The organism is Geodermatophilus pulveris, from assembly GCF_900188375.1.
Lineage (GTDB): Bacteria > Actinomycetota > Actinomycetes > Mycobacteriales > Geodermatophilaceae > Geodermatophilus > Geodermatophilus pulveris.
Genome location: NZ_FZOO01000001.1, coordinates 594,032 through 611,719, shown reverse-complemented (window position 1 = coordinate 611,719; position 17,688 = coordinate 594,032). Strand labels below are relative to the sequence as shown.

The window sequence follows — 17,688 nt, the reverse complement described above, 5'->3', positions numbered from 1 at the left end:
TGGGCTCAGGCGAGGCGCCGGGCGCCCGCGGACGGCACGACCGCGAAGGCGCGGGGTGCGGCGAAGCCCTCGCGGGCGAAGCGGTCGGTGACGGCCCGGGCGACGGCCTCGGTGCGCCCGGCGTCGACGAGCACGACGGCGCTGCCGCCGAACCCCCCGCCGACCATGCGGGCGCCGGCGGCGCCCGCGGCCAGGGCGGTGTCGACGCACGTGTCGAGCTCCACCGTGGAGATCTGGAAGTCGTCGCGCAGCGAGGCGTGCCCCGCGGTGAGCACCGGCCCGATCCGAGCCGGTCCCCCGTCGCCGCGCAGGACCGCCACGACCTCCAGCACCCGGGCGTTCTCCGTGACGATGTGCCGGGCCCGCCGCAGCAGCACGCCGCCGTCGGGGGTGCCGTCGTGCAGCGGGCCGAGCGCGGCCACGTCCGGGACGTCGCGCAGCGCGGGCACGCCGAGCCGGGCGGCGGCCTGCTCGCACTCGCGGCGCCGGTCGCCGTAGCCGCCGGTGGCGTGGTCGTGCGTCGTCCCGGTGTCGACGACGAGCAGCTCCAGCCCCGCCGCCCGCAGGTCCAGCGGCACCTGCCCGGTGCTGCGGTCCCGGGTGTCCAGGAACAGCGCGTGCCCGGCGGTGCACAGCAGCGACGCGGACTGGTCGAGGATGCCGGTCGGGGCGCCGACGAAGTCGTTCTCCGCGCGCCGGGCGACGTCGACCAGGTCGGCGACCGCGAGGTCGGGCGCGGCCAGGTCGCGCAGCGCCAGCGCCACCGAGCAGGACAGCGCGGCCGACGAGGACAGGCCCATGCCCGCCGGGACGTCGCCGTCGACCAGCACGCTGACCCCGCCGGGGACGCGGTCGCGCAGCGCGTCGACCACCCCGGCCGGGTAGCCGGCCCAGCCGCCGGGGTGCCCGGGGGCGAGCTCCGCGACCGGCACCTCCACCCGGTCGCCCGGGTGCTGCGCGGACACCAGGGCGACCAGCCCGTCGTCCCGGCGGGCCACCGCCGCCCGGGTGGTCTGCGGCAGGGCCACCGGCAGCACGAAGCCGTCGTTGTAGTCGGTGTGCTCGCCGATGACGTTCACCCGCCCCGGCGCGGCCCAGACCCCCTCGGGGTCGGCGCCGAAGGCCGCCGCGAAGGCCCGCCGGGCCGCCTCGACCGCACTCACGGCGCGATCCCCACGGTTCGGCCCCGCGGCTCCACGTCCCGCAGCTGCCGGGCGACGTCCTCGGGCACCGTGTCGGTGATGAACGCGCCCATGCCGGACTCCGAGCCGGCCAGGTACTTGAGCTTGCCCGGCGCCCGGCGCAGCGAGAACAGCTGCAGGTGCAGCCACCAGTCCGCCCGCCCATGGGTGACCGGCGCCTGGTTCCAGGAGGAGATGTAGGGCATCGGGGTGTCGAAGCGGCGGGCGAAGCGGCCCAGCACGTCGAGGTAGAGCCCGGCCAGCGCGTCCCGCTCGGCGTCGTCCAGGGCCGGCAGGTCGGGCACCCGGCGGTGCGGGAACACCTGCAGCTCGTAGGGCCAGCGCGCGGCGGCCGGCACGAACGCCGTCCAGTGCTCGTTGGCCGCGACCACCCGCGGCCCGGCCCGCTCGGCGGCCAGCACGTCGGCGAACAGGTCCCCGCCGGTCGCGCGCCGGTGCCGCTCGACCGAGGCCAGCACCCGCTCCACCCGCGGCGCGACGAAGGGGTAGGCGTAGATCTGGCCGTGCGGGTGGGACAGCGTCACCCCGATCTCCTCGCCGCTGTTCTCGAACACGTAGACCTGCTCGACCCCGTCGATGCCCGAGAGTTCGGCGGTGCGCTCGGCCCACACGTCGACGACCAGGCGGGCCCGGTCGGCACCGAGGGTGGCGAAGGACCGGTCGTGCTCGCTGGTGAACACCACGACCTCGCAGCGGCCGAAGCCGGGCCGCAGCTCGGTCAGCGGGGCGCCGGGGGCGGTCGGGGGCACGTCGCGCTCGACGGCCGTGGCCAGGGACGGGAAGCGGTTCTCGAAGACGGCCACCTCGTAGTCGGCCTCGGGGACCTCGGTGGGCTCCCTGCCGGGCCGGGTCGGGCACAGCGGGCACAGGTCGGCGGGCGGCAGGAAGGTGCGCGTCTGCCGGTGCGAGGCCAGCACGACCCACTCGCCGAGGAGCGGGTCGAAGCGCAGTTGGGAGCGGGTGCTGACCGGCGGGAGGTCGCGCGGGTCCTCGACGGTGCGCGGCGGGGCGGCGTCCCCGGCGTCGAAGTACAGGACCTCCCTGCCGTCGGCCAGCCGACGACTCGTCCGGATCACCGCGCGCCCTGCCTCCCTGCCGCTCGTCACGGAGCGTGAGCGGCGTCGGAGACGCTAGCCCTGCGCCCCCGGCCGGGCCACCCCGGCCCCCGAGGACGGCCAGACCCCGGGGCCGGGACGGCCAGACCCCGGGACCGGGACGGCCAGGGCCCGGGACCGGGACGGCCAGGGCCCCCGGCCGGGTCGGCCGGGGGCCCTGGCACGGGCGTAGCCCCGAAGGGATTCGAACCCTCGCTACCGCCGTGAGAGGGCGGCGTCCTGGGCCGCTAGACGACGGGGCCGTGCGCGCCCCATGGTGCCAGGGGAGCAGGCCGGGCCCGTGGCTCGGGGTACCGGCCGGGAGACGACGAGAGCCCCCGGCCGGGCAGGCCGGGGGCTCTCGCCCGCTGTAGCCCCGAAGGGATTCGAACCCTCGCTACCGCCGTGAGAGGGCGGCGTCCTGGGCCGCTAGACGACGGGGCCGTACAGGTGGTGCGGTGGTGCCGAGGACCGCTGTTCCAGGCAACAGCTGCCTCGCTGGGGTACCAGGACTCGAACCTAGACTAACGGAACCAGAAACCGTCGGGCTGCCAATTACCCCATACCCCAAGGGTCGTGCTGCGCCTCGCGGCGCCGGTTGACACCATACCCGATGGCCGTGGGCGGCCCGGGCACCCCCGGGGGTGACGGTGCTCGCAGGTCCAGGGCGGCGGTCCGCGTCTCCGGCCGCAGCCGGCCGCGGTAGCGGGCGACCAGCGCGACGTAGCCGGCCATCGCCAGCAGGTCGACGAGCACCACCAGCACGCCGGCGCCGGCCGGGACGGCGTCCGTGGCCAGCCCCTCCCCCAGCCCGCCGGCCAGCGCGAAGACCACCACGTTGTTGACCGCGTGCAGCACGATCGCCGCCTCCAGCCCGCCGGTGAGCCAGACGACCGCCGAGGCGGCCAGCCCGAAGGCGAACCGGTCGAGGAAGGTCCACAGGTCCGGCGGGAGGTGCAGGGCGGAGAACAGCGCGGCGGTGGAGACCGCGGCGACCACCGCACCCGCCCGCGGCCGGCCGACCCACGCGGCGAGCGCCTGGCTGAGGTAGCCGCGGAACACGTACTCCTCGGCGGCGGACTGCAGCGGCGTGGTCAGCAGCACGACGAGCAGCAGCCAGCCGTACCCGGCCGTCGGGCCGGTGGCCGACCAGTCCCCCGCCACGAGGCCGAGGCCGACGCTGAGCAGCAGGCCGGCGACGAGCGTGGGCAGGGTCAGCAGCGTGTACGGCGCGAGCAGCCGCCAGCGCAGCCGGGCCAGCACCGACGACGACCAGCCGATCCGCTTGCCGTGCGCGGCGGCCCAGGCCAGCCACACGCACGGGATGGCGACGATCAGCGAGACGTTGGTGACCAGCAGCAGGCCCGGGTCGGTCAGGTCGGTGGGGTCGATCGCCGTCGGGTCGGGGAAGACCCCGGTCAGGAAGCCGGCGAGGACCACCAGCACGGCGGCGACCGCGTACACGACGGCGACCAGCAGGAGGCCGAGCACCGGCCGCCACCAGCGCCAGTCCCGCATGCGCATGACCTGCAGGTACTCGGCCGGCTCGTCGTGCGGCGGCGTCCCCGGCGGCGGCTCCCAGCCCACGCCCGGCGGCGGCCCCGGCCCCGGTGCCGGCTGCCACCGCAGGACGGCCTGCTGCCAGGCGGGGGTGTGCACGCCGTGCAGCGCGCCGGGGACGTACGGCGGCGCGGCGTAGGGCCCGGTCGGCGGCGGGCCGGTGTACGGCTCGTCGTCGGCGGCGCTCCGGGCCGGCGGCCCGCCGGGGAAGGGGCCCATCAGCGCGCGTACGCCTCCCGGGCACCCTCGAGGCGGCGCAGCGTGCGGTCGCGGCCCAGCAGCTCGAGGGACTCGTACAGCGGCGGGGACACCGTGCGCCCGCTGACCGCGACCCGCACCGGCCCGAAGGCCTGGCGGGGCTTGCGGCCCAGGTCCTCGACCAGGCTCTGCTTCAGCGCGCCCTCGATGTCGGCGGCGGTCCAGGCCGGCACCGCCCGCAGCGCGGCGGCCGCGGCGTCGAGCACCTCGCCGTCCTCGGGGCGCAGGTTCTTCGCCGCCGCGGCGGCGTCGATGTCGACGTCGTCGGTGAACAGGAAGCCGAGCAGGCCCACGGCGTCGGACAGCACGATCATCCGCTCCTGGGCCAGCGGGGCGATGGCGTCGAGGACCCGCTGCTGCTCGGCGGTGGGCGGGTCGCCGACCAGCCCGGCGCGGACGAGGAACGGCGTGACGCGGGCGGTGAACTCCTCGACCGGCAGGGCGCGCAGGTGGGTGGCGTTGATCGCCTCGGCCTTCCTGAGGTCGAAGCGGGCCGGGTTGGCGCTGACCCGGGTGACGTCGAAGGCCTCGACCAGCTCGGCGGGTGAGAAGACGTCGCGGTCGTCGGCGATGGCCCAGCCCAGCAGCGCCAGGTAGTTGACCAGGCCCTCGGGCAGGAAGCCGCGGTCCCGGTAGACGTCGAAGTCCGACTGCGGGTCGCGCTTGGACAGCTTCTTGTTGCCGTCGCCGAACACCAGCGGCAGGTGGCCGAACCGCGGCGTCCCGGAGGCCACGCCGATGTCGGTGAGCGCCCGGTACAGGGCGATCTGCCGTGGCGTCGAGGGCAGCAGGTCCTCCCCGCGCAGGACGTCGGTGACGCCCATGAGCGCGTCGTCCACCGGGTTGGTGAACGGGTACAGCGGCGCGCCGGTGGCGCGCACCAGCACGGGGTCCGGTACCGAGCCGGCCGCGAAGGAGATCTCCCCGCGGACCAGGTCGGTCCAGCCGAGGTCCTCGTCGGGCATCCGCAGCCGCAGCACCGGCTCCCGGCCCTCCGCCCGCAAGGCCGCCACCTGCTCCGCGGTGAGGTGCCGGTCGGCGTTGTCGTAGCCGAGCTTCGGGTCCTGGCCGGCCGCCCGCCGGCGCGCGTCGACCTCCTCGGTGGTGGAGAAGGACTCGTAGGCGTGCCCGGCCGCGAGCAGCCGCGCGGCCACGTCGCGGTAGACCTCGTGCCGCTCGGACTGCCGGTAGGGGCCGTGCGGCCCGCCGACCTCGGGGCCCTCGTCCCAGTCCAGCCCCAGCCACCGCATGCAGTCCAGCAGGTGCCGGTAGGACTCCTCGGAGTCGCGGGCGGCGTCGGTGTCCTCGATGCGGAACACGAACGTGCCGCCGGTGTGCCGGGCGTGCGCCCAGTTGAACAGCGCCGTCCGCATGGCCCCGACGTGCACCAGGCCGGTGGGCGACGGGCAGAAGCGGGTCACCGTCACCGGGCGCCGCCCGCGGTGGAGACGGTGTCGGCGCCGGAGACCGGGTTGGTCAGCGTGCCCAGCCCCTCGATGCTGCACTCGACCTGCTGGCCGGGGCGGATCTGCCCGACGCCGGCCGGGGTGCCGGTGAGCACGACGTCCCCGGGCAGCAGGGTCATCACCTCGGAGATGTGCGAGACCAGCGTCGGGATGCCGAACAGCAGCTGGCTGGTGCGCCCGGACTGGCGCAGCTCCCCGTCGACGGTGCAGGTGACCGCCAGGTCGGAGGGGTCCTTGCCGAGGGCGGCGAGGTCGGTCTCGATCCACGGGCCCAGCGGGCAGAAGGAGTCGAAGCCCTTGGCGCGGGTCCACTGCCCGTCGCTGCGCTGCATGTCCCGCTCGGTGACGTCGTTGGCGATCGTGTAGCCGAAGACGCTGCCCAGGGCCTGCTCCGGGGTGACTCGCCGGGCGCCGCGCGCGCCGATGACGACGGCCAGCTCCACCTCGTGGTGCACGTTGGTGCTTCCGGGCGGGATGCGGATGGCGTCGCCGGGGCCGATGACCGTGGTCGAGGGCTTGAGGAACAGCAGCGGCTGCGCCGGCGCGTCACCGGTGCCCATCTCCCGGACGTGGTCGGCGTAGTTCTTGCCGACGGCCACCACCTTGCTCGGCAGGATCGGCGAGAGCAGCCGGACGTCGGCCTGGGCGAACCGGCGGCCGGTGAAGGAGATGGTGCCGAACGGGTGGCCCTCGATCTGGGCGACCTGGCCGTCACCGTCGAGGACGCCGAAGGACATGCCGGTGGGCGAGGCGAAGCGGACGATGCGCACGCCCCGAGGCTACTGACCCCGCGGGGCCCGCCGTCCTGCCTGCTGGGCAGCCGCGTCCGTCCGCTGTGACACTGTCGTCGCCCGGACGACACCCGGATCGACCAGAGGAGACGCCGTGATCCTGATCGTCATCAAGATGCCCGTCCGCCCCGACCGGATCGACGAGTTCCGGACCCACGCCGACGAGTACGCCCGGGCGGTGGACGCCGAGGAGGGCAGCCTGTTCTTCGAGTGGTCCCGCAGCGTCGAGGACCCGAACACCTTCGTCTGCATCGAGGGCTTCCGCGACTCCGAGGCCGGCGCCGCGCACGTCGCGACCCCGCACGCCGAGGCCGCCTTCGACTGGATGTCGGAGTACGTCGCCGAGCAGCCGCAGATCATCTACGTGGACGCGCCGGACGTCAGCGGCTTCGGCCCGATGGGCGAGGTCCGGCCGCGCGGCTGACCCCGCCCGGGTGGTGGTGTGCACCCGTGGCGCGTCCGGGACGCACCGGCGAGCACGGCACCGGCCCCCGGGCACAGGCGGACCACCCGCGACGCCGTCCCCGGGTGCCCACCACGCGTCGCGGTGCCCGACCTCGCCCCGCAGCGCGAGGTCAGGCACCGCGGGACGCGGGTGAGGTGGTGGAACGGCCCTCCTCACGCCGCGCACGCGCGGCAGGAGCCCGGCGCGGCTCAGCCGCCGGCGAGCGCGGCGAGCCGGTCGCCCACCTCGGCGGTCCGCACCGGGGCGCGCGGGTCGCGGGTGGACAGGTCGAAGGCCACCGCGGCGTCGACCTTCCGGGCATGGTCGCCGCGGCCGAGGTGGTCGAGCAGGAGGGCGACGGAGAGCACGGTGGCCGTGGGGTCGGCGACGCCGGTGCCGGCGATGTCCGGCGCCGAGCCGTGCACCGGCTCGAACATGCTGGGGTTGGTGCCCGACGCGTCGAGGTTGCCGCTGGCGGCCAGCCCGATGCCGCCGGTGACGGCCGCGGCCAGGTCGGTGACGATGTCGCCGAAGAGGTTGTCGGTGACCAGGACGTCGAAGCGGCCGGGGTCGGTCACGAAGAACATCGAGGCCGCGTCGACGTGCTGGTAGGCGACGGCGACCTCGGGGAACTCCGCGGAGACCTCCTCGACCGTCCGCGACCACAGCGACCCGGCGTGGGTGAGCACGTTGGTCTTGTGGATGAGCGTGAGGTGCCGGCGCGGCCGGGCCAGGGCGCGCTCGAAGGCGTACCGGACCACCCGCTCGACCCCGAACGCGGTGTTCAGGCTGACCTCGGTGGCCACCTCCTGCGGGGTGTCGCGGCGCAGCACGCCGCCGTTGCCCACGTAGGGGCCCTCGGTGCCCTCCCGGACGCACAGCATGTCGATCCTGCCGGGGTCGGCCAGCGGGCTGGCGACGCCGTCGAAGAGCCGCGCCGGGCGCAGGTTGACGTGGTGGTCGAGCTCGAAGCGCAGCCGCAGCAGCAGGCCCCGCTCGAGGATGCCCGGCGGCACGCTGGGGTCGCCGATGGCGCCGAGCAGGATCGCGTCGTGCCCGCGCAGCTCGTCGAGCACCGGCTCCGGCAACAGCTCCCCGGTGCGCTGCCAGCGCGAGGCACCGAGGTCGTAGGGGGTGGTCTCGACGTCGGGGGCGACCGCGCGGAGGACCTTGAGGCCCTCGGCCACCACCTCCGGGCCGATGCCGTCCCCGGGGATCACTGCCAGTCGCATGGGGTGACCCTAGGTCAGGACGCGGTGAGGTCGGCGGAGCGGGCCTCACGGGCGCCGATCCGGCCGGCGATGTCCCCGAGCAGCTCGGCGGGGACGGGGCTGTCGACGGTCACCGCCATCAGCGCCTCGCCGCCGCGGGTGGTGCGGCTGACCTGCGCGCCGGCGATGTTGACGCCGGCCTCCCCGAGCGCCGCGCCGACCGTGCCCACCACGCCGGGGCGGTCGGTGTAGACGAAGAAGAGCAGGTAGCCCGCGGCGTCCAGGTCCATGTCGAAGCCGTTGACCTCGACCAGCTTGGGCACCTGGTTCTTGCCGAACAGGGTGCCGGAGACGGTGACCTCCGTGCCGTCGGCCATCGCCCCGCGGACGGTGATCAGGTTGCGGTAGTCCGGGCTCTCCACGTCGCTGGTGAGCGCCACCGCGAGGCCGCGCTGCTCGGCGAGCAGCGGGGCGTTGACGTAGGTCACCTGCTCCTCGACCACGTCGGAGAAGACGCCCTTGAGGACGGCGAGCTGCAGCACCGAGTCGTCGAACTCGGCGATCTTGCCGCGGACCTCGACGGTCACCGACTGGGCCAGTCCACCGGCCACGGCGGTGAACACCCGGCCCAGCTTCTCGGCCAGCGGCAGGCCGGGGCGGACGTCCTCGGCGACGACCCCGCCGGCCTGGACGTTGACCGCGTCGGGCACGAACTCCCCCTGCAGCGCCAGGCGCACCGAGTGCGCCACCGCGGTGCCGGCCTTGTCCTGCGCCTCGGTCGTGGAGGCACCCAGGTGCGGGGTGACGACGGTGTTGGGCAGCTGGAACAGCGGGCTGTCGGTGCACGGCTCCGTCGCGTACACGTCGATGCCGGCGGCGCCGACCTGCCCGGAGGCCAGCGCGTCGGCCAGTGCCGCCTCGTCGACCAGCCCGCCGCGGGCGGCGTTGACCAGGATGACGCCGCGCTTGGTGGTGGCCAGCTCGGCGGCGCCGATCAGCCCGACGGTCTCCGCCGTCCTGGGCAGGTGGACGGTGAGGAAGTCCGCCTCGCGCAGCAGCTCCTCCAGCGACACCATCCGCACGCCCAGCTGCGCGGCGCGGCCGGGCTGGATGTAGGGGTCGTAGGCGATCAGCGTGACGTCGAAGGCGGCCAGCCGCTGGGCGACCAGCTGGCCGATGCGGCCCAGCCCGACCACGCCGACGACCTTGTCGGTCACCTCGACGCCGGTGAACGCCGAGCGCTTCCAGGTGCCCGCGCGCAGGGAGGCGTCGGCGGCCGGGATGCGCCGGGCGGCGGCCAGCAGCAGGGCCACCGCGTGCTCGGCGGCGCTGACGATGTTCGACGTCGGGGCGTTGACCACCATGACGCCGCGCTCGGTGGCCGCGGCCACGTCCACGTTGTCCAGCCCGATGCCGGCCCGGGCGACGACCTTGAGGGCCGGGGCGGCGGCGAGCGCCTCGGCGTCGATCTGCGTGGCGCTGCGGACCAGCACCGCCGCCGCGTCGGCCAGCGCCGGCAGCAGGGCGGCCCGGTCGGTGCCGTCGACCTGCCGGATCTCGACGTCGCGCCCCAGCACCTCCAGCACGCTGGGGGCGAGCTCCTCGGCGATGAGGACGACGGGCGCGGGCCCGGACAGCGGAACGGTCACGGGCAGACAGCCTAGGGACGCGGCCCGCCACCGGGCCGACCAGCCCCGGTGCGCCGCCCGGCACCCCCCGCCTCGGGTGGGCTCGCTTGCCGGGGCGGGTGCGGACTGGACATCCTGGCGGCCGGCGGGCGTCGGACGCCGGCACCGACGGAGGGGATCATGAGCAGTCACGACGACGAGCACGGCACCGGTCCGCGGCCGGGGCAGTACGGGCAGCCGCCCCCGTACGGGGGCCCGCCGTACCAGCCCTCCCCCTCCGGCCCGTCCGCCGCGACGCAGGGCCGGCCGTACGGCCAGGCCGGCCCCCCGCAGTACGACCCCTACGGCCAGTACGGCTCGCACGGCCAGTACGGCCCGTACGGGTCCCCGGCGGCGGGTCCGCCCGGCCAGTACGGGCCCTACGGGCCGGGATCGGTGCCGGCCCGGCCCACCCCGGTGGTGGTGGCCGCGGTGCTGGGCTCCCTGTTCGGCGCGCTGGGGGCGCTGGTGAGCCTGGGGCTCATCCTGGGCGGCGCGGTCCTGGGCGCCCTCGTGGAGGACCTGGTCGCCAGCGACCCGTCGGTCAGCGCCACCGACCCCGGCGAGGTCGCCGAGTTCACCGACGCCGCGCAGGTGTTCGCGATCAGCGCCGGCGTGGTCGCCCTGCTCTGGACCGCGCTGGTGATCTGGGGCTCGGTCCGCGCGCTGACCGGGCGCAGCCGCGTCCCGCTGCTCGTGGGCGGGGCGATCGCGGTCGCGGTGACCGCCGTCCCGCTGCTCGCCGCCCTGTCCGGGCTGGCCTCGGGCGGGACCGGCGGCGCCGAGGTGGTGTTCGTCCTGCTGTTCTTCCTCCCCGCCCTGGCGATCGTCGTGCTGCTGTGCCTGCGGCCGGCCGCGCAGTTCTACGCCGCGCACCGCGCGCGGCGGGCGCGCTGAGCCCGGGCGGGCGGCCGGTGCCGAGCGGCCGCCCCGCGGGCGGTGGCGCCCGGCCGCGGCCGCCGCACGTGCTGATGGCCGGCGTCGCCGGGTTCGTCCAGGCGACGCTGGTGTTCGTGGTGGCCCTCTACTCGCTCAGCTTCAGTGGCCAGGCGGCGCTGTTCGCGCTCATCGGCGTCGCCGCCCTGGGGTTGACGGCGGCCTGCCTGTGGGGCGCCGTCGCCGCCCTGCGGGGCCGGACCCGGCGGGTCCTCATCACGGCCTCGACGCTGGTCGGGCTGGTCGCCCTCGCGGGCCTGGCCGTCGGCTTCGCCGCGGGCGTGGTCGCCCCGCTGCCCTCGCTGCTGGCGCTGCTCGCCGTCGGCGCCGTGGTGCTCCTGCTGCAGGCGCCGTCCCGCGAGTGGTTCGCCGCCTCCCGGGGCGGCCCGGGATGAGGGCGGCCCGCTGCCGGGCGGCAGCGGGCCTCCCTCGCCCGGCTCAGCCGCGCGCGGCCGTCCCGGTGTAGTCGTCGGACGTCGACACCCAGCTCATCAGGCCGCGCAGCCGGCGGCCGGTCTCCTCGATCGGGTGCGCCTCGGCCTCGGCGCGGCGGCGCCTGAAGTCCGGCGCGCCGGCGTCCTGGTCGGCGATGAAGTCCGCGGCCCAGGAGCCGTCCTTGATGCGCGCGAGCACGTCGCGCATCGCGTCCTTGACGTGCTGGTCGATGATCTTCGGCCCGGAGGTGTAGTCGCCGTACTCGGCGGTGTCCGACACCGACCAGCGCTGCTTGGCGATGCCGCCCTCGTACATGAGGTCGACGATCAGCTTCAGCTCGTGCAGGCACTCGAAGTAGGCGACCTCGGGCTGGTAGCCGGCCTCGGTGAGGGTCTCGAACCCGGCGGTGATCAGCGCGCTGGCGCCGCCGCACAGCACCGCCTGCTCGCCGAAGAGGTCGGTCTCGGTCTCCTCGGCGAAGGTCGTCCGGATGACACCGGCGCGGGTGCCGCCGATGGCCTTGGCGTAGGACAGCGCGAGCGGCAGGGCCTGCCCGCTGGCGTCCTGCTCGACGGCGACCAGGCAGGGCACGCCCTTGCCGTTCTCGAACTCGCGGCGCACCAGGTGGCCGGGGCCCTTGGGGGCGACCATGGCGACGTCGACGCCGGCCGGGGGCTTGATGTAGCCGAACCGGATGTTGAAGCCGTGCCCGAAGAACAGCGCGTCGCCGTCCTGCAGGTTGGGCTCGACCGACTCCGCGTACAGCTTCCGCTGCACGTGGTCCGGCGCCAGGACCATGACCAGGTCGGCCTCGGCGGCCGCCTCGGCCGGCGTGACCACGCGCAGGCCCTCGGCCTCCGCCTTGGCGCGGCTCGCGCTGCCCTCGGGCAGGCCGACGCGGACGTCGACGCCCGAGTCGCGCAGGGACAGGGCGTGCGCGTGCCCCTGGCTGCCGTAGCCCAGGACGGCGACGGTGCGCCCCTGGATGATCGACAGGTCGGCGTCGTCGTCGTAGGAGATCTCGGCGGCCATGCGGTGCGTGCTCCTTCGGAGGTGAGGTGGTGGAACGGCCCTCTCCAGAGGCTCGCCCCGAGCGTGCGAGGGGTGAGGAGGAGAGAGGTCCTTCAGGCGGTGCGGTCGACCGGGCGCAAGGTACCGGCGCCGCTCATCGAGCGCGGCCCCCGGCCCAGGGCGACCGTCCCCGACTGCGCCATCTCCTTGATGCCCAGCGGGGCGAGGACGGCGAGCAGGGCCTGGAGCTTGTCCGGCGTGCCGGTCGCCTCCAGGGTGACGGTCTCGGTGTTGACGTCGACGACGCGGGCGCGGAACAGCTCGGCGGTCTGCAGCACCTGCGTGCGGTCGGCCATGGGCGCGCGGACCTTCACCAGCAGCAGCTCGCGCTGCACGGCCGCGGTGGGGTCCAGCTCGACGATCTTGATCACCTCGATCAGCTTGTTGAGCTGCTTGGTGATCTGCTCGAGGGGCTGGCTCTCCGCCTCGGCGACGATCGTCATCCGGGACAGGTCCGGGTTCTCCGTCGGCCCGACGGCGAGCGACTCGATGTTGAACCCGCGCCGGCTGAACAGCGCCGAGACGCGCGCCAGCACGCCGGACTTGTTCTCGACCAGCACCGACAACGTGTGGCGTGACAACGCAACGCTTCCTTCCATGAGCAACCGGGTGGCGGCGGCCCCCGTTCAGGGCCCCGCCGCGAGCGGAGCGAGTGGTGGGGGGAACGGGGGTCCTTCTCCTACACCTGGTTGTCGCCGAAGACCGGGCGCAGGTCGCGCGCGGCGAGGATGTCGTCGTTGCTCGCGCCGGCGGCGACCATGGGCCACACCTGCGCGTCGGCCCCGACGACGAAGTCGATGACCACCGGCGCGTCGGTGATCGCCATGGCCTTCTCGATCACCGCGTCGACGTCGTCGCGGGACTCGCAGCGCAGGCCGACGCAGCCCAGCGCCTCGGCCAGGGCGACGAAGTCGGGGATGCGCACCGGCTTGGGCGTGGCAGCGCCGTCAGAGCCCCCACCCGACCCCCGCGCGTGCAGCTTGGTGTTGGAGTAGCGGCCCTCGTAGAAGAGGGTCTGCCACTGCCGCACCATGCCGAGGTTGCCGTTGTTGATGACGGCGATCTTCACCGGGATGCCCTCGATGGCGCAGGTGGCCAGCTCCTGGTTGGTCATCTGGAAGCAGCCGTCGCCGTCGATGGCCCAGACGGTGGTGTCGGGGCAGCCGACCTTGGCGCCCATCGCGGCGGGGACGGCGTAGCCCATCGTGCCCAGGCCGCCGCTGTTGAGCCAGGTGCCCGGCTTCTCGTACCGGATGAACTGGGCGGCCCACATCTGGTGCTGGCCGACGCCGGAGGTGTAGATCGCGTCGGGCCCGGCGATGGCGCCCAGCCGCTCGATCACGTACTGCGGCGACAGGGCGCCGTCCTCGGGCCAGTCGTAGCCCAGCGGGTAGGTCGTCCGCCACCGGTCGACCTGCGCCCACCAGGCGGCCAGGTCGGGGGTGCGGCCGGCCTCGTGCTCGGCGCGCAGCGCGACGACGAGCTCGGCGATGGTCTCCCGGGCGTCGCCGACGATCGGCACGTCGGCCCTGCGGTTCTTGCCGATCTCGGCCGGGTCGATGTCGGCGTGCACGACCTTCGCCTCCGGCGCGAAGGAGGACAGCTGGCCGGTGACGCGGTCGTCGAACCGGGCGCCCAGCGCGATGAGCACGTCGGCCTTCTGCAGCGCGGTGACCGCGGCGACGGTGCCGTGCATGCCCGGCATGCCCAGGTGCTGCGGGCTGCTGTCGGGGAAGGCCCCGCGGGCCATCAGGGTGGTGACCACCGGGGCGCCAGTCAGCCCGGCGAGCTCGGCCAGCTCCGCGGTGGCCTGCGCCTTGAGCACGCCGCCGCCGACGTAGAGCACCGGGCGGCGGGCAGCGGCGATCAGTGCCGCGGCCTCGCGCACCTGCTTGCCGTGCGGCCGGGTGGTCGGCTTGTAGCCGGGCAGCTCCAGCCGCGGCGGCCAGGCGAAGTCGGTGGTGGCCTGCAGCGCGTCCTTGGAGATGTCGACGAGCACCGGGCCGGGGCGGCCGGTGGCGGCCAGGTGGAAGGCCTCGGCGATCCGCTGCGGGATCTCGTCGGCGTCGGTGACCAGGAAGTTGTGCTTGGTGATCGGCATGGTGATGCCGCGGATGTCGGCCTCCTGGAAGGCGTCCGTGCCGATCGCGTGGCTGGGCACCTGGCCGGTGATCGCCACGAGCGGCACCGAGTCCATGTGCGCGTCGGCCAGCGGGGTGACCAGGTTGGTCGCGCCCGGCCCGGAGGTCGCCATGCACACGCCGACCCTGCCGGTGGCCTGGGCGTACCCCTGGGCGGCGTGCCCGGCGCCCTGCTCGTGGCGGACCAGCACGTGGCGGACCCGCGAGTCGAACAGCGGGTCGTAGGCGGGCAGGATCGCCCCGCCGGGGATGCCGAAGACCACCTCGACGCCGACCGCCTCCAGGGACCGCACGAGGCTCTGCGCACCGGTGATGCCGGTCGCGGGCACGGCGGCGGCCTCCTCGATCGAGCGGGCCGTGGTCTCCACCCCGGTGAGGGCGGCGGCGGCCTCGCGGGTGGCGGCCTCGCGGGTGGCGGACTCCCGCGGGGTGGTGCTCGTCATGGCGTCTCCTGGCCGTGCTCGGTGCTGGGCGGACGCCCCGGGCGCGGGGCGCCGGTGCGGTGTGCGGCGCGGGTGCCTGCGGCGCCGGGGAGACCGGGCCCGCAAACGAATAACCCCTCGTGCCTGCGGGCACAGAGGGGTCAGCGCGTCGGTCGGGCGACCGACGCGCTAGGCGACTACGAGGAGCAGGCAGACCGGACGCACCCGGCCACTGTGCGCCCCGGACGGCCGGGTCGTCAACCACGCCGTCCCATGGCGTGGGACGACGCGTCGCGCGCGATGGGACGGGGGCCCGGCCACCGGCCCGGCGGCGTCAGCGGGACCCGACCAGCCCCGGCCAGACCATGCCGGCGCCGGTGCCGAGCACCTCGGCCAGTTCGTGCACCCGCATCGGGCGGGCCAGCAGGAAGCCCTGGGCGAAGCCGCAGCCCGCCGCGCGCAGCGCGCCGAGCTGGGCCGGCGTCTCCACGCCCTCGGCCACCACGTCCAGGCCGAGCGCGGCGGCGATCCCGACCACCGACTCGCACAGCGCGCGGGTCTGCCGGTCGCGGTCGACCCGCAGCACGAACGAGTGGTCCAGCTTGAGCACGTCGATCGGCAGCCGGGTCAGGTGCGCCAGCGAGGAGCGGCCGGTCCCGAAGTCGTCCAGCGCGACGTGCACGCCCATGAGCCGCAGCGCGCGGATGTCGGCGGCCACGTGCTCGCCCTCGGAGGTGAGCGTCGCCTCGGTCACCTCCAGGACGAGCCGCTCCGGGGCCAGCCCGGTCGACTCCAGCACGGCGGCGACGTCGCGGACGAGGGTGCGGGCGGCGACGTGCGAGGCGGAGATGTTCACGCCCAGCCGCAGCGGGGTGCCGCCCTGCGACAGCGGCAGCGCGGCGGTGGCGGCGTGCTCCAGCGCCCAGCGCTGCAGCTCCCCGATCACCCCGGCGCGCTCGGCGATCGGGACGAACTCCGCCGGCAGCACCTCGCCCAGCTCCGGGTGGGTCCAGCGCAGCAGCGCCTCGCAGCCGGTCACCCGCCGCTCCTCCAGCGAGACCACCGGCTGGAAGAGCACCGAGAGCTCGCCGCGGTCCCAGGCGCCGGGCAGGTCCTCGCGCAGGCGGGCCCGCCGCTCGGCGGCAGTGCCCAGCGCCGGCCGGTAGCGCAGCGCGGTGCCGGTGCCCGCGGCGGAGGCCGCGCGGACGGCGAGCTCGGCGCGGGTCATCAGCTCCGCCACCGAGCCGCCGGTGGCCAGGTCGACGACGCCGACGTCGGCGCCGAGGTCGAAGACGCCGGCGGTGGTGTCCAGGGGCTGCTCGACCACCGACAGGCAGCGGTCGGCCAGCAGGTCCACCGCCTGCGGCGCACCCTCGGCGAGGACGGCGAAGGCGCCGCCGCCGACCCGCATGACCGGGTCGCCGGCGCGCACCGTGGCCCGCAGCCGGCGGCCGACCTCGACCAGCACCTCGGTGACGACGTCGCGGCCGGCGTCCTCGCGCACGGCGTCCAGACCGTCGAGCTCGACGAGCAGCAGGCTGCGCGGCGGCGCCCCGGCCTGGGTGAGGGCCTGCTCCAGCGTCCGCTCGCACCCGGCCCGGTTGGGCAGCCCGCTGACCGGGTCGGTGAACGCGACCTGCTCCAGGGTGCGCTCGCGGGCGACCCGCTCGGTGGTGTCCCGGCAGTGCAGGACGACGGCGCCGACGACGGTGTCCGAGCGCAGGTCGGAGACGCTGGCCTCCAGGATCCGCCACGTGCTGTCGGCGTGCCGCAGCCGCAGCCGCAGCACGCCGGACGGCCCGCCGTCCCCGGCCCCGGGCTGCAGCGCGCCGGCGACCGGCTGCACGTCGTCGGGGTGCAGCAGCGCGAGCAGGTCGGCGCCGACGGGGACGGCGGCGGGGTCGCCGAGCGTCGTCCCCAGGGTCGGTGAGGTCCAGCTGACCCGCAGGGTGCGGTCGAGGATGAGGACGGCGTCGCTGCTGGCGGCGACCAGGGAGCGGAAGTAGGCCTCGCTGCGCCGCAGCCGGGCGCCCAGCCGCTCCTCCTCCCGCGCGGTGACCCACCGGTGCAGCACGGCCAGCGCGGCGCACAGCGAGCCGCCGACCGCGATCACCGGGCTGATCCGGTGGCCGCCGAGCGACACCCCGGCCGCGCCGATGCAGGCGACGGTCATCGCCAGGTGCGGCAGCAGCTGGCGCAGCGCGGTGGAGCGCCCGTTGCGCGGCTGCGCGGCGGGCTCCGGGCAGGGGCCCGGGTCGAGCAGCGCGGCCGCGCCGAGCAGCACCAGCCCGCCGGCCACCAGGGCGCGGCCCACGTCACCGTCGCCCTGTTCGGCGGTCAGCAGCGCGGAGGTGCCGAGCACCCGGCCGGGGGCCAGCAGGGCCGTGGCACCCAGCAGGGCCAGGGCCATCGGCTGGCGGCGGCTCTCGATGACGCCGAGCAGCAGGACCGCGGCCGCGACCGTGGCCGAGGTGACCGCCACCGCCGCGGCGAGGACGGCGGAGCCGGCGGGGGGCAGGTCCCGCCAGCCGAGGTCCGGGTCGAGGACGAGCACCTGCAGCACGAGGACGCACGCGATGAGGAACAGGGCCAGCTCGACGGCCGACCGTGCGCCGCCGCGCAGCCGTGCGGGCGTGACGAGGGTGAGGATGCCGGCGGCGGCGAGCACGTAGCCGGGCACGGTGGGCAGCCAGCGCAGGACCACCTCGAGCACCGGGTCCTGCGGCTCGGCGACCGCGACGGCGACCTGGCCGAGCACGGGCATCAGCGGGGCGAGCGCGAACAGCCGCCAGCCCCGCAACCCGGCCGACCGGGACCGGCCGGCGGTCCACAGCACCGCGGCGGTGGCGACGCCGAGGGCCGCGAGCGCGAGGTCGCCGAGGGCGTCCGGGCCGGCCGTGGCCGCGGACACCGCGCAGGCGGCACCCACGGGCACCGTGCTCGCGAGCAGCCACCACCTCAGCGCGTCCACACCTGCTCAGTCGGCAGG

14 protein-coding genes and 3 tRNA genes are annotated in these 17,688 nt (G+C 75.7%); 3 read left to right on the top strand and 14 right to left on the bottom strand.

What is annotated here, in order from left to right; genetic code table 11:
* Window positions 1–5: 5 nt before the first annotated feature.
* From galK to CHB98_RS02940, 8 genes are all read right to left on the bottom strand, one after another.
* A complete protein-coding gene (gene galK / locus CHB98_RS02975; protein ID WP_089304076.1) occupies window positions 6–1,163 on the bottom strand; it encodes a galactokinase in 1,158 nt (385 codons plus the stop codon).
* Window positions 1,160–2,278 carry a galactose-1-phosphate uridylyltransferase gene (gene galT, locus CHB98_RS02970; protein ID WP_089304075.1) on the bottom strand — a complete coding sequence of 373 codons (1,119 nt, stop codon included), beginning with the start codon at window positions 2,276–2,278 and terminating at the stop codon, window positions 1,160–1,162. Before galT ends, galK begins: the two co-directional genes overlap by 4 nt.
* A gap of 208 nt (window positions 2,279–2,486) precedes the next feature.
* Window positions 2,487–2,559: transfer RNA gene (locus CHB98_RS02965), tRNA-Glu, on the bottom strand.
* A gap of 108 nt (window positions 2,560–2,667) precedes the next feature.
* Window positions 2,668–2,740 (bottom strand) — tRNA-Glu (locus tag CHB98_RS02960).
* A 54-nt stretch (window positions 2,741–2,794) separates the two neighbouring features.
* A tRNA-Gln gene (locus CHB98_RS02955) sits at window positions 2,795–2,866 on the bottom strand.
* Complete coding sequence (locus CHB98_RS02950) at window positions 2,852–4,075, bottom strand: CPBP family intramembrane glutamic endopeptidase (RefSeq protein WP_089304074.1); 1,224 nt, start codon at window positions 4,073–4,075, stop codon at window positions 2,852–2,854. Before CHB98_RS02950 ends, CHB98_RS02955 begins: the two co-directional genes overlap by 15 nt.
* The gene (gene gltX, locus CHB98_RS02945) at window positions 4,075–5,541 is read right to left on the bottom strand and encodes a glutamate--tRNA ligase (protein WP_089304073.1); all 1,467 of its coding nucleotides are present in this window, start codon (window positions 5,539–5,541) and stop codon (window positions 4,075–4,077) included. The genes CHB98_RS02950 and gltX overlap by 1 nt, the downstream gene beginning before the upstream one ends.
* A complete protein-coding gene (locus tag CHB98_RS02940) occupies window positions 5,538–6,350 on the bottom strand; it encodes a fumarylacetoacetate hydrolase family protein (protein ID WP_089304072.1) in 813 nt (270 codons plus the stop codon). Before CHB98_RS02940 ends, gltX begins: the two co-directional genes overlap by 4 nt.
* Window positions 6,351–6,465: 115 nt before the next feature.
* On the opposite strand from CHB98_RS02940, the gene CHB98_RS02935 reads away from it, so the two are divergent.
* The gene (locus CHB98_RS02935; RefSeq protein WP_089304071.1) at window positions 6,466–6,795 is read left to right on the top strand and encodes a putative quinol monooxygenase; all 330 of its coding nucleotides are present in this window, start codon (window positions 6,466–6,468) and stop codon (window positions 6,793–6,795) included.
* A gap of 230 nt (window positions 6,796–7,025) precedes the next feature.
* Here CHB98_RS02935 and CHB98_RS02930 read toward each other — a convergent pair whose 3' ends face one another.
* Both CHB98_RS02930 and serA read right to left on the bottom strand, forming a co-directional pair.
* Entirely contained in the window at window positions 7,026–8,048 is a 1,023-nt protein-coding gene (locus CHB98_RS02930) for a 3-isopropylmalate dehydrogenase (RefSeq protein WP_089304070.1), read from the bottom strand.
* Window positions 8,049–8,062: 14 nt separating this feature from the next.
* A complete protein-coding gene (gene serA / locus CHB98_RS02925; RefSeq protein WP_245820880.1) occupies window positions 8,063–9,676 on the bottom strand; it encodes a phosphoglycerate dehydrogenase in 1,614 nt (537 codons plus the stop codon).
* A gap of 159 nt (window positions 9,677–9,835) precedes the next feature.
* Here serA and CHB98_RS02920 point away from each other — a divergent pair, with 159 nt between their 5' ends.
* The gene (locus CHB98_RS02920; RefSeq protein ID WP_089304069.1) at window positions 9,836–10,591 is read left to right on the top strand and encodes a hypothetical protein; all 756 of its coding nucleotides are present in this window, start codon (window positions 9,836–9,838) and stop codon (window positions 10,589–10,591) included.
* Window positions 10,592–10,608: 17 nt separating this feature from the next.
* The gene (locus tag CHB98_RS02915) at window positions 10,609–11,025 is read left to right on the top strand and encodes a hypothetical protein (RefSeq protein ID WP_089304068.1); all 417 of its coding nucleotides are present in this window, start codon (window positions 10,609–10,611) and stop codon (window positions 11,023–11,025) included.
* Window positions 11,026–11,068: 43 nt separating this feature from the next.
* Here the strand turns inward: CHB98_RS02915 and ilvC are convergent, their stop codons facing one another.
* The 4 genes from ilvC to CHB98_RS02895 all read right to left on the bottom strand — a co-directional run bounded on the left by ilvC (window position 11,069) and on the right by CHB98_RS02895 (window position 17,670).
* On the bottom strand, window positions 11,069–12,097 hold the full coding sequence (ilvC, locus tag CHB98_RS02910) for a ketol-acid reductoisomerase (RefSeq protein ID WP_089304067.1): 1,029 nt from the start codon (window positions 12,095–12,097) through the stop codon (window positions 11,069–11,071).
* A 92-nt stretch (window positions 12,098–12,189) separates the two neighbouring features.
* Window positions 12,190–12,717, bottom strand: a complete 528-nt coding sequence (ilvN, locus tag CHB98_RS02905; RefSeq protein WP_089304066.1) for an acetolactate synthase small subunit — start codon at window positions 12,715–12,717, stop codon at window positions 12,190–12,192.
* Window positions 12,718–12,815: 98 nt separating this feature from the next.
* Window positions 12,816–14,720 carry an acetolactate synthase large subunit gene (locus CHB98_RS02900; protein ID WP_089304065.1) on the bottom strand — a complete coding sequence of 635 codons (1,905 nt, stop codon included), beginning with the start codon at window positions 14,718–14,720 and terminating at the stop codon, window positions 12,816–12,818.
* A 313-nt stretch (window positions 14,721–15,033) separates the two neighbouring features.
* The gene (locus CHB98_RS02895; RefSeq protein ID WP_089304064.1) at window positions 15,034–17,670 is read right to left on the bottom strand and encodes a putative bifunctional diguanylate cyclase/phosphodiesterase; all 2,637 of its coding nucleotides are present in this window, start codon (window positions 17,668–17,670) and stop codon (window positions 15,034–15,036) included.
* Window positions 17,671–17,688: the final 18 nt, after the last annotated feature.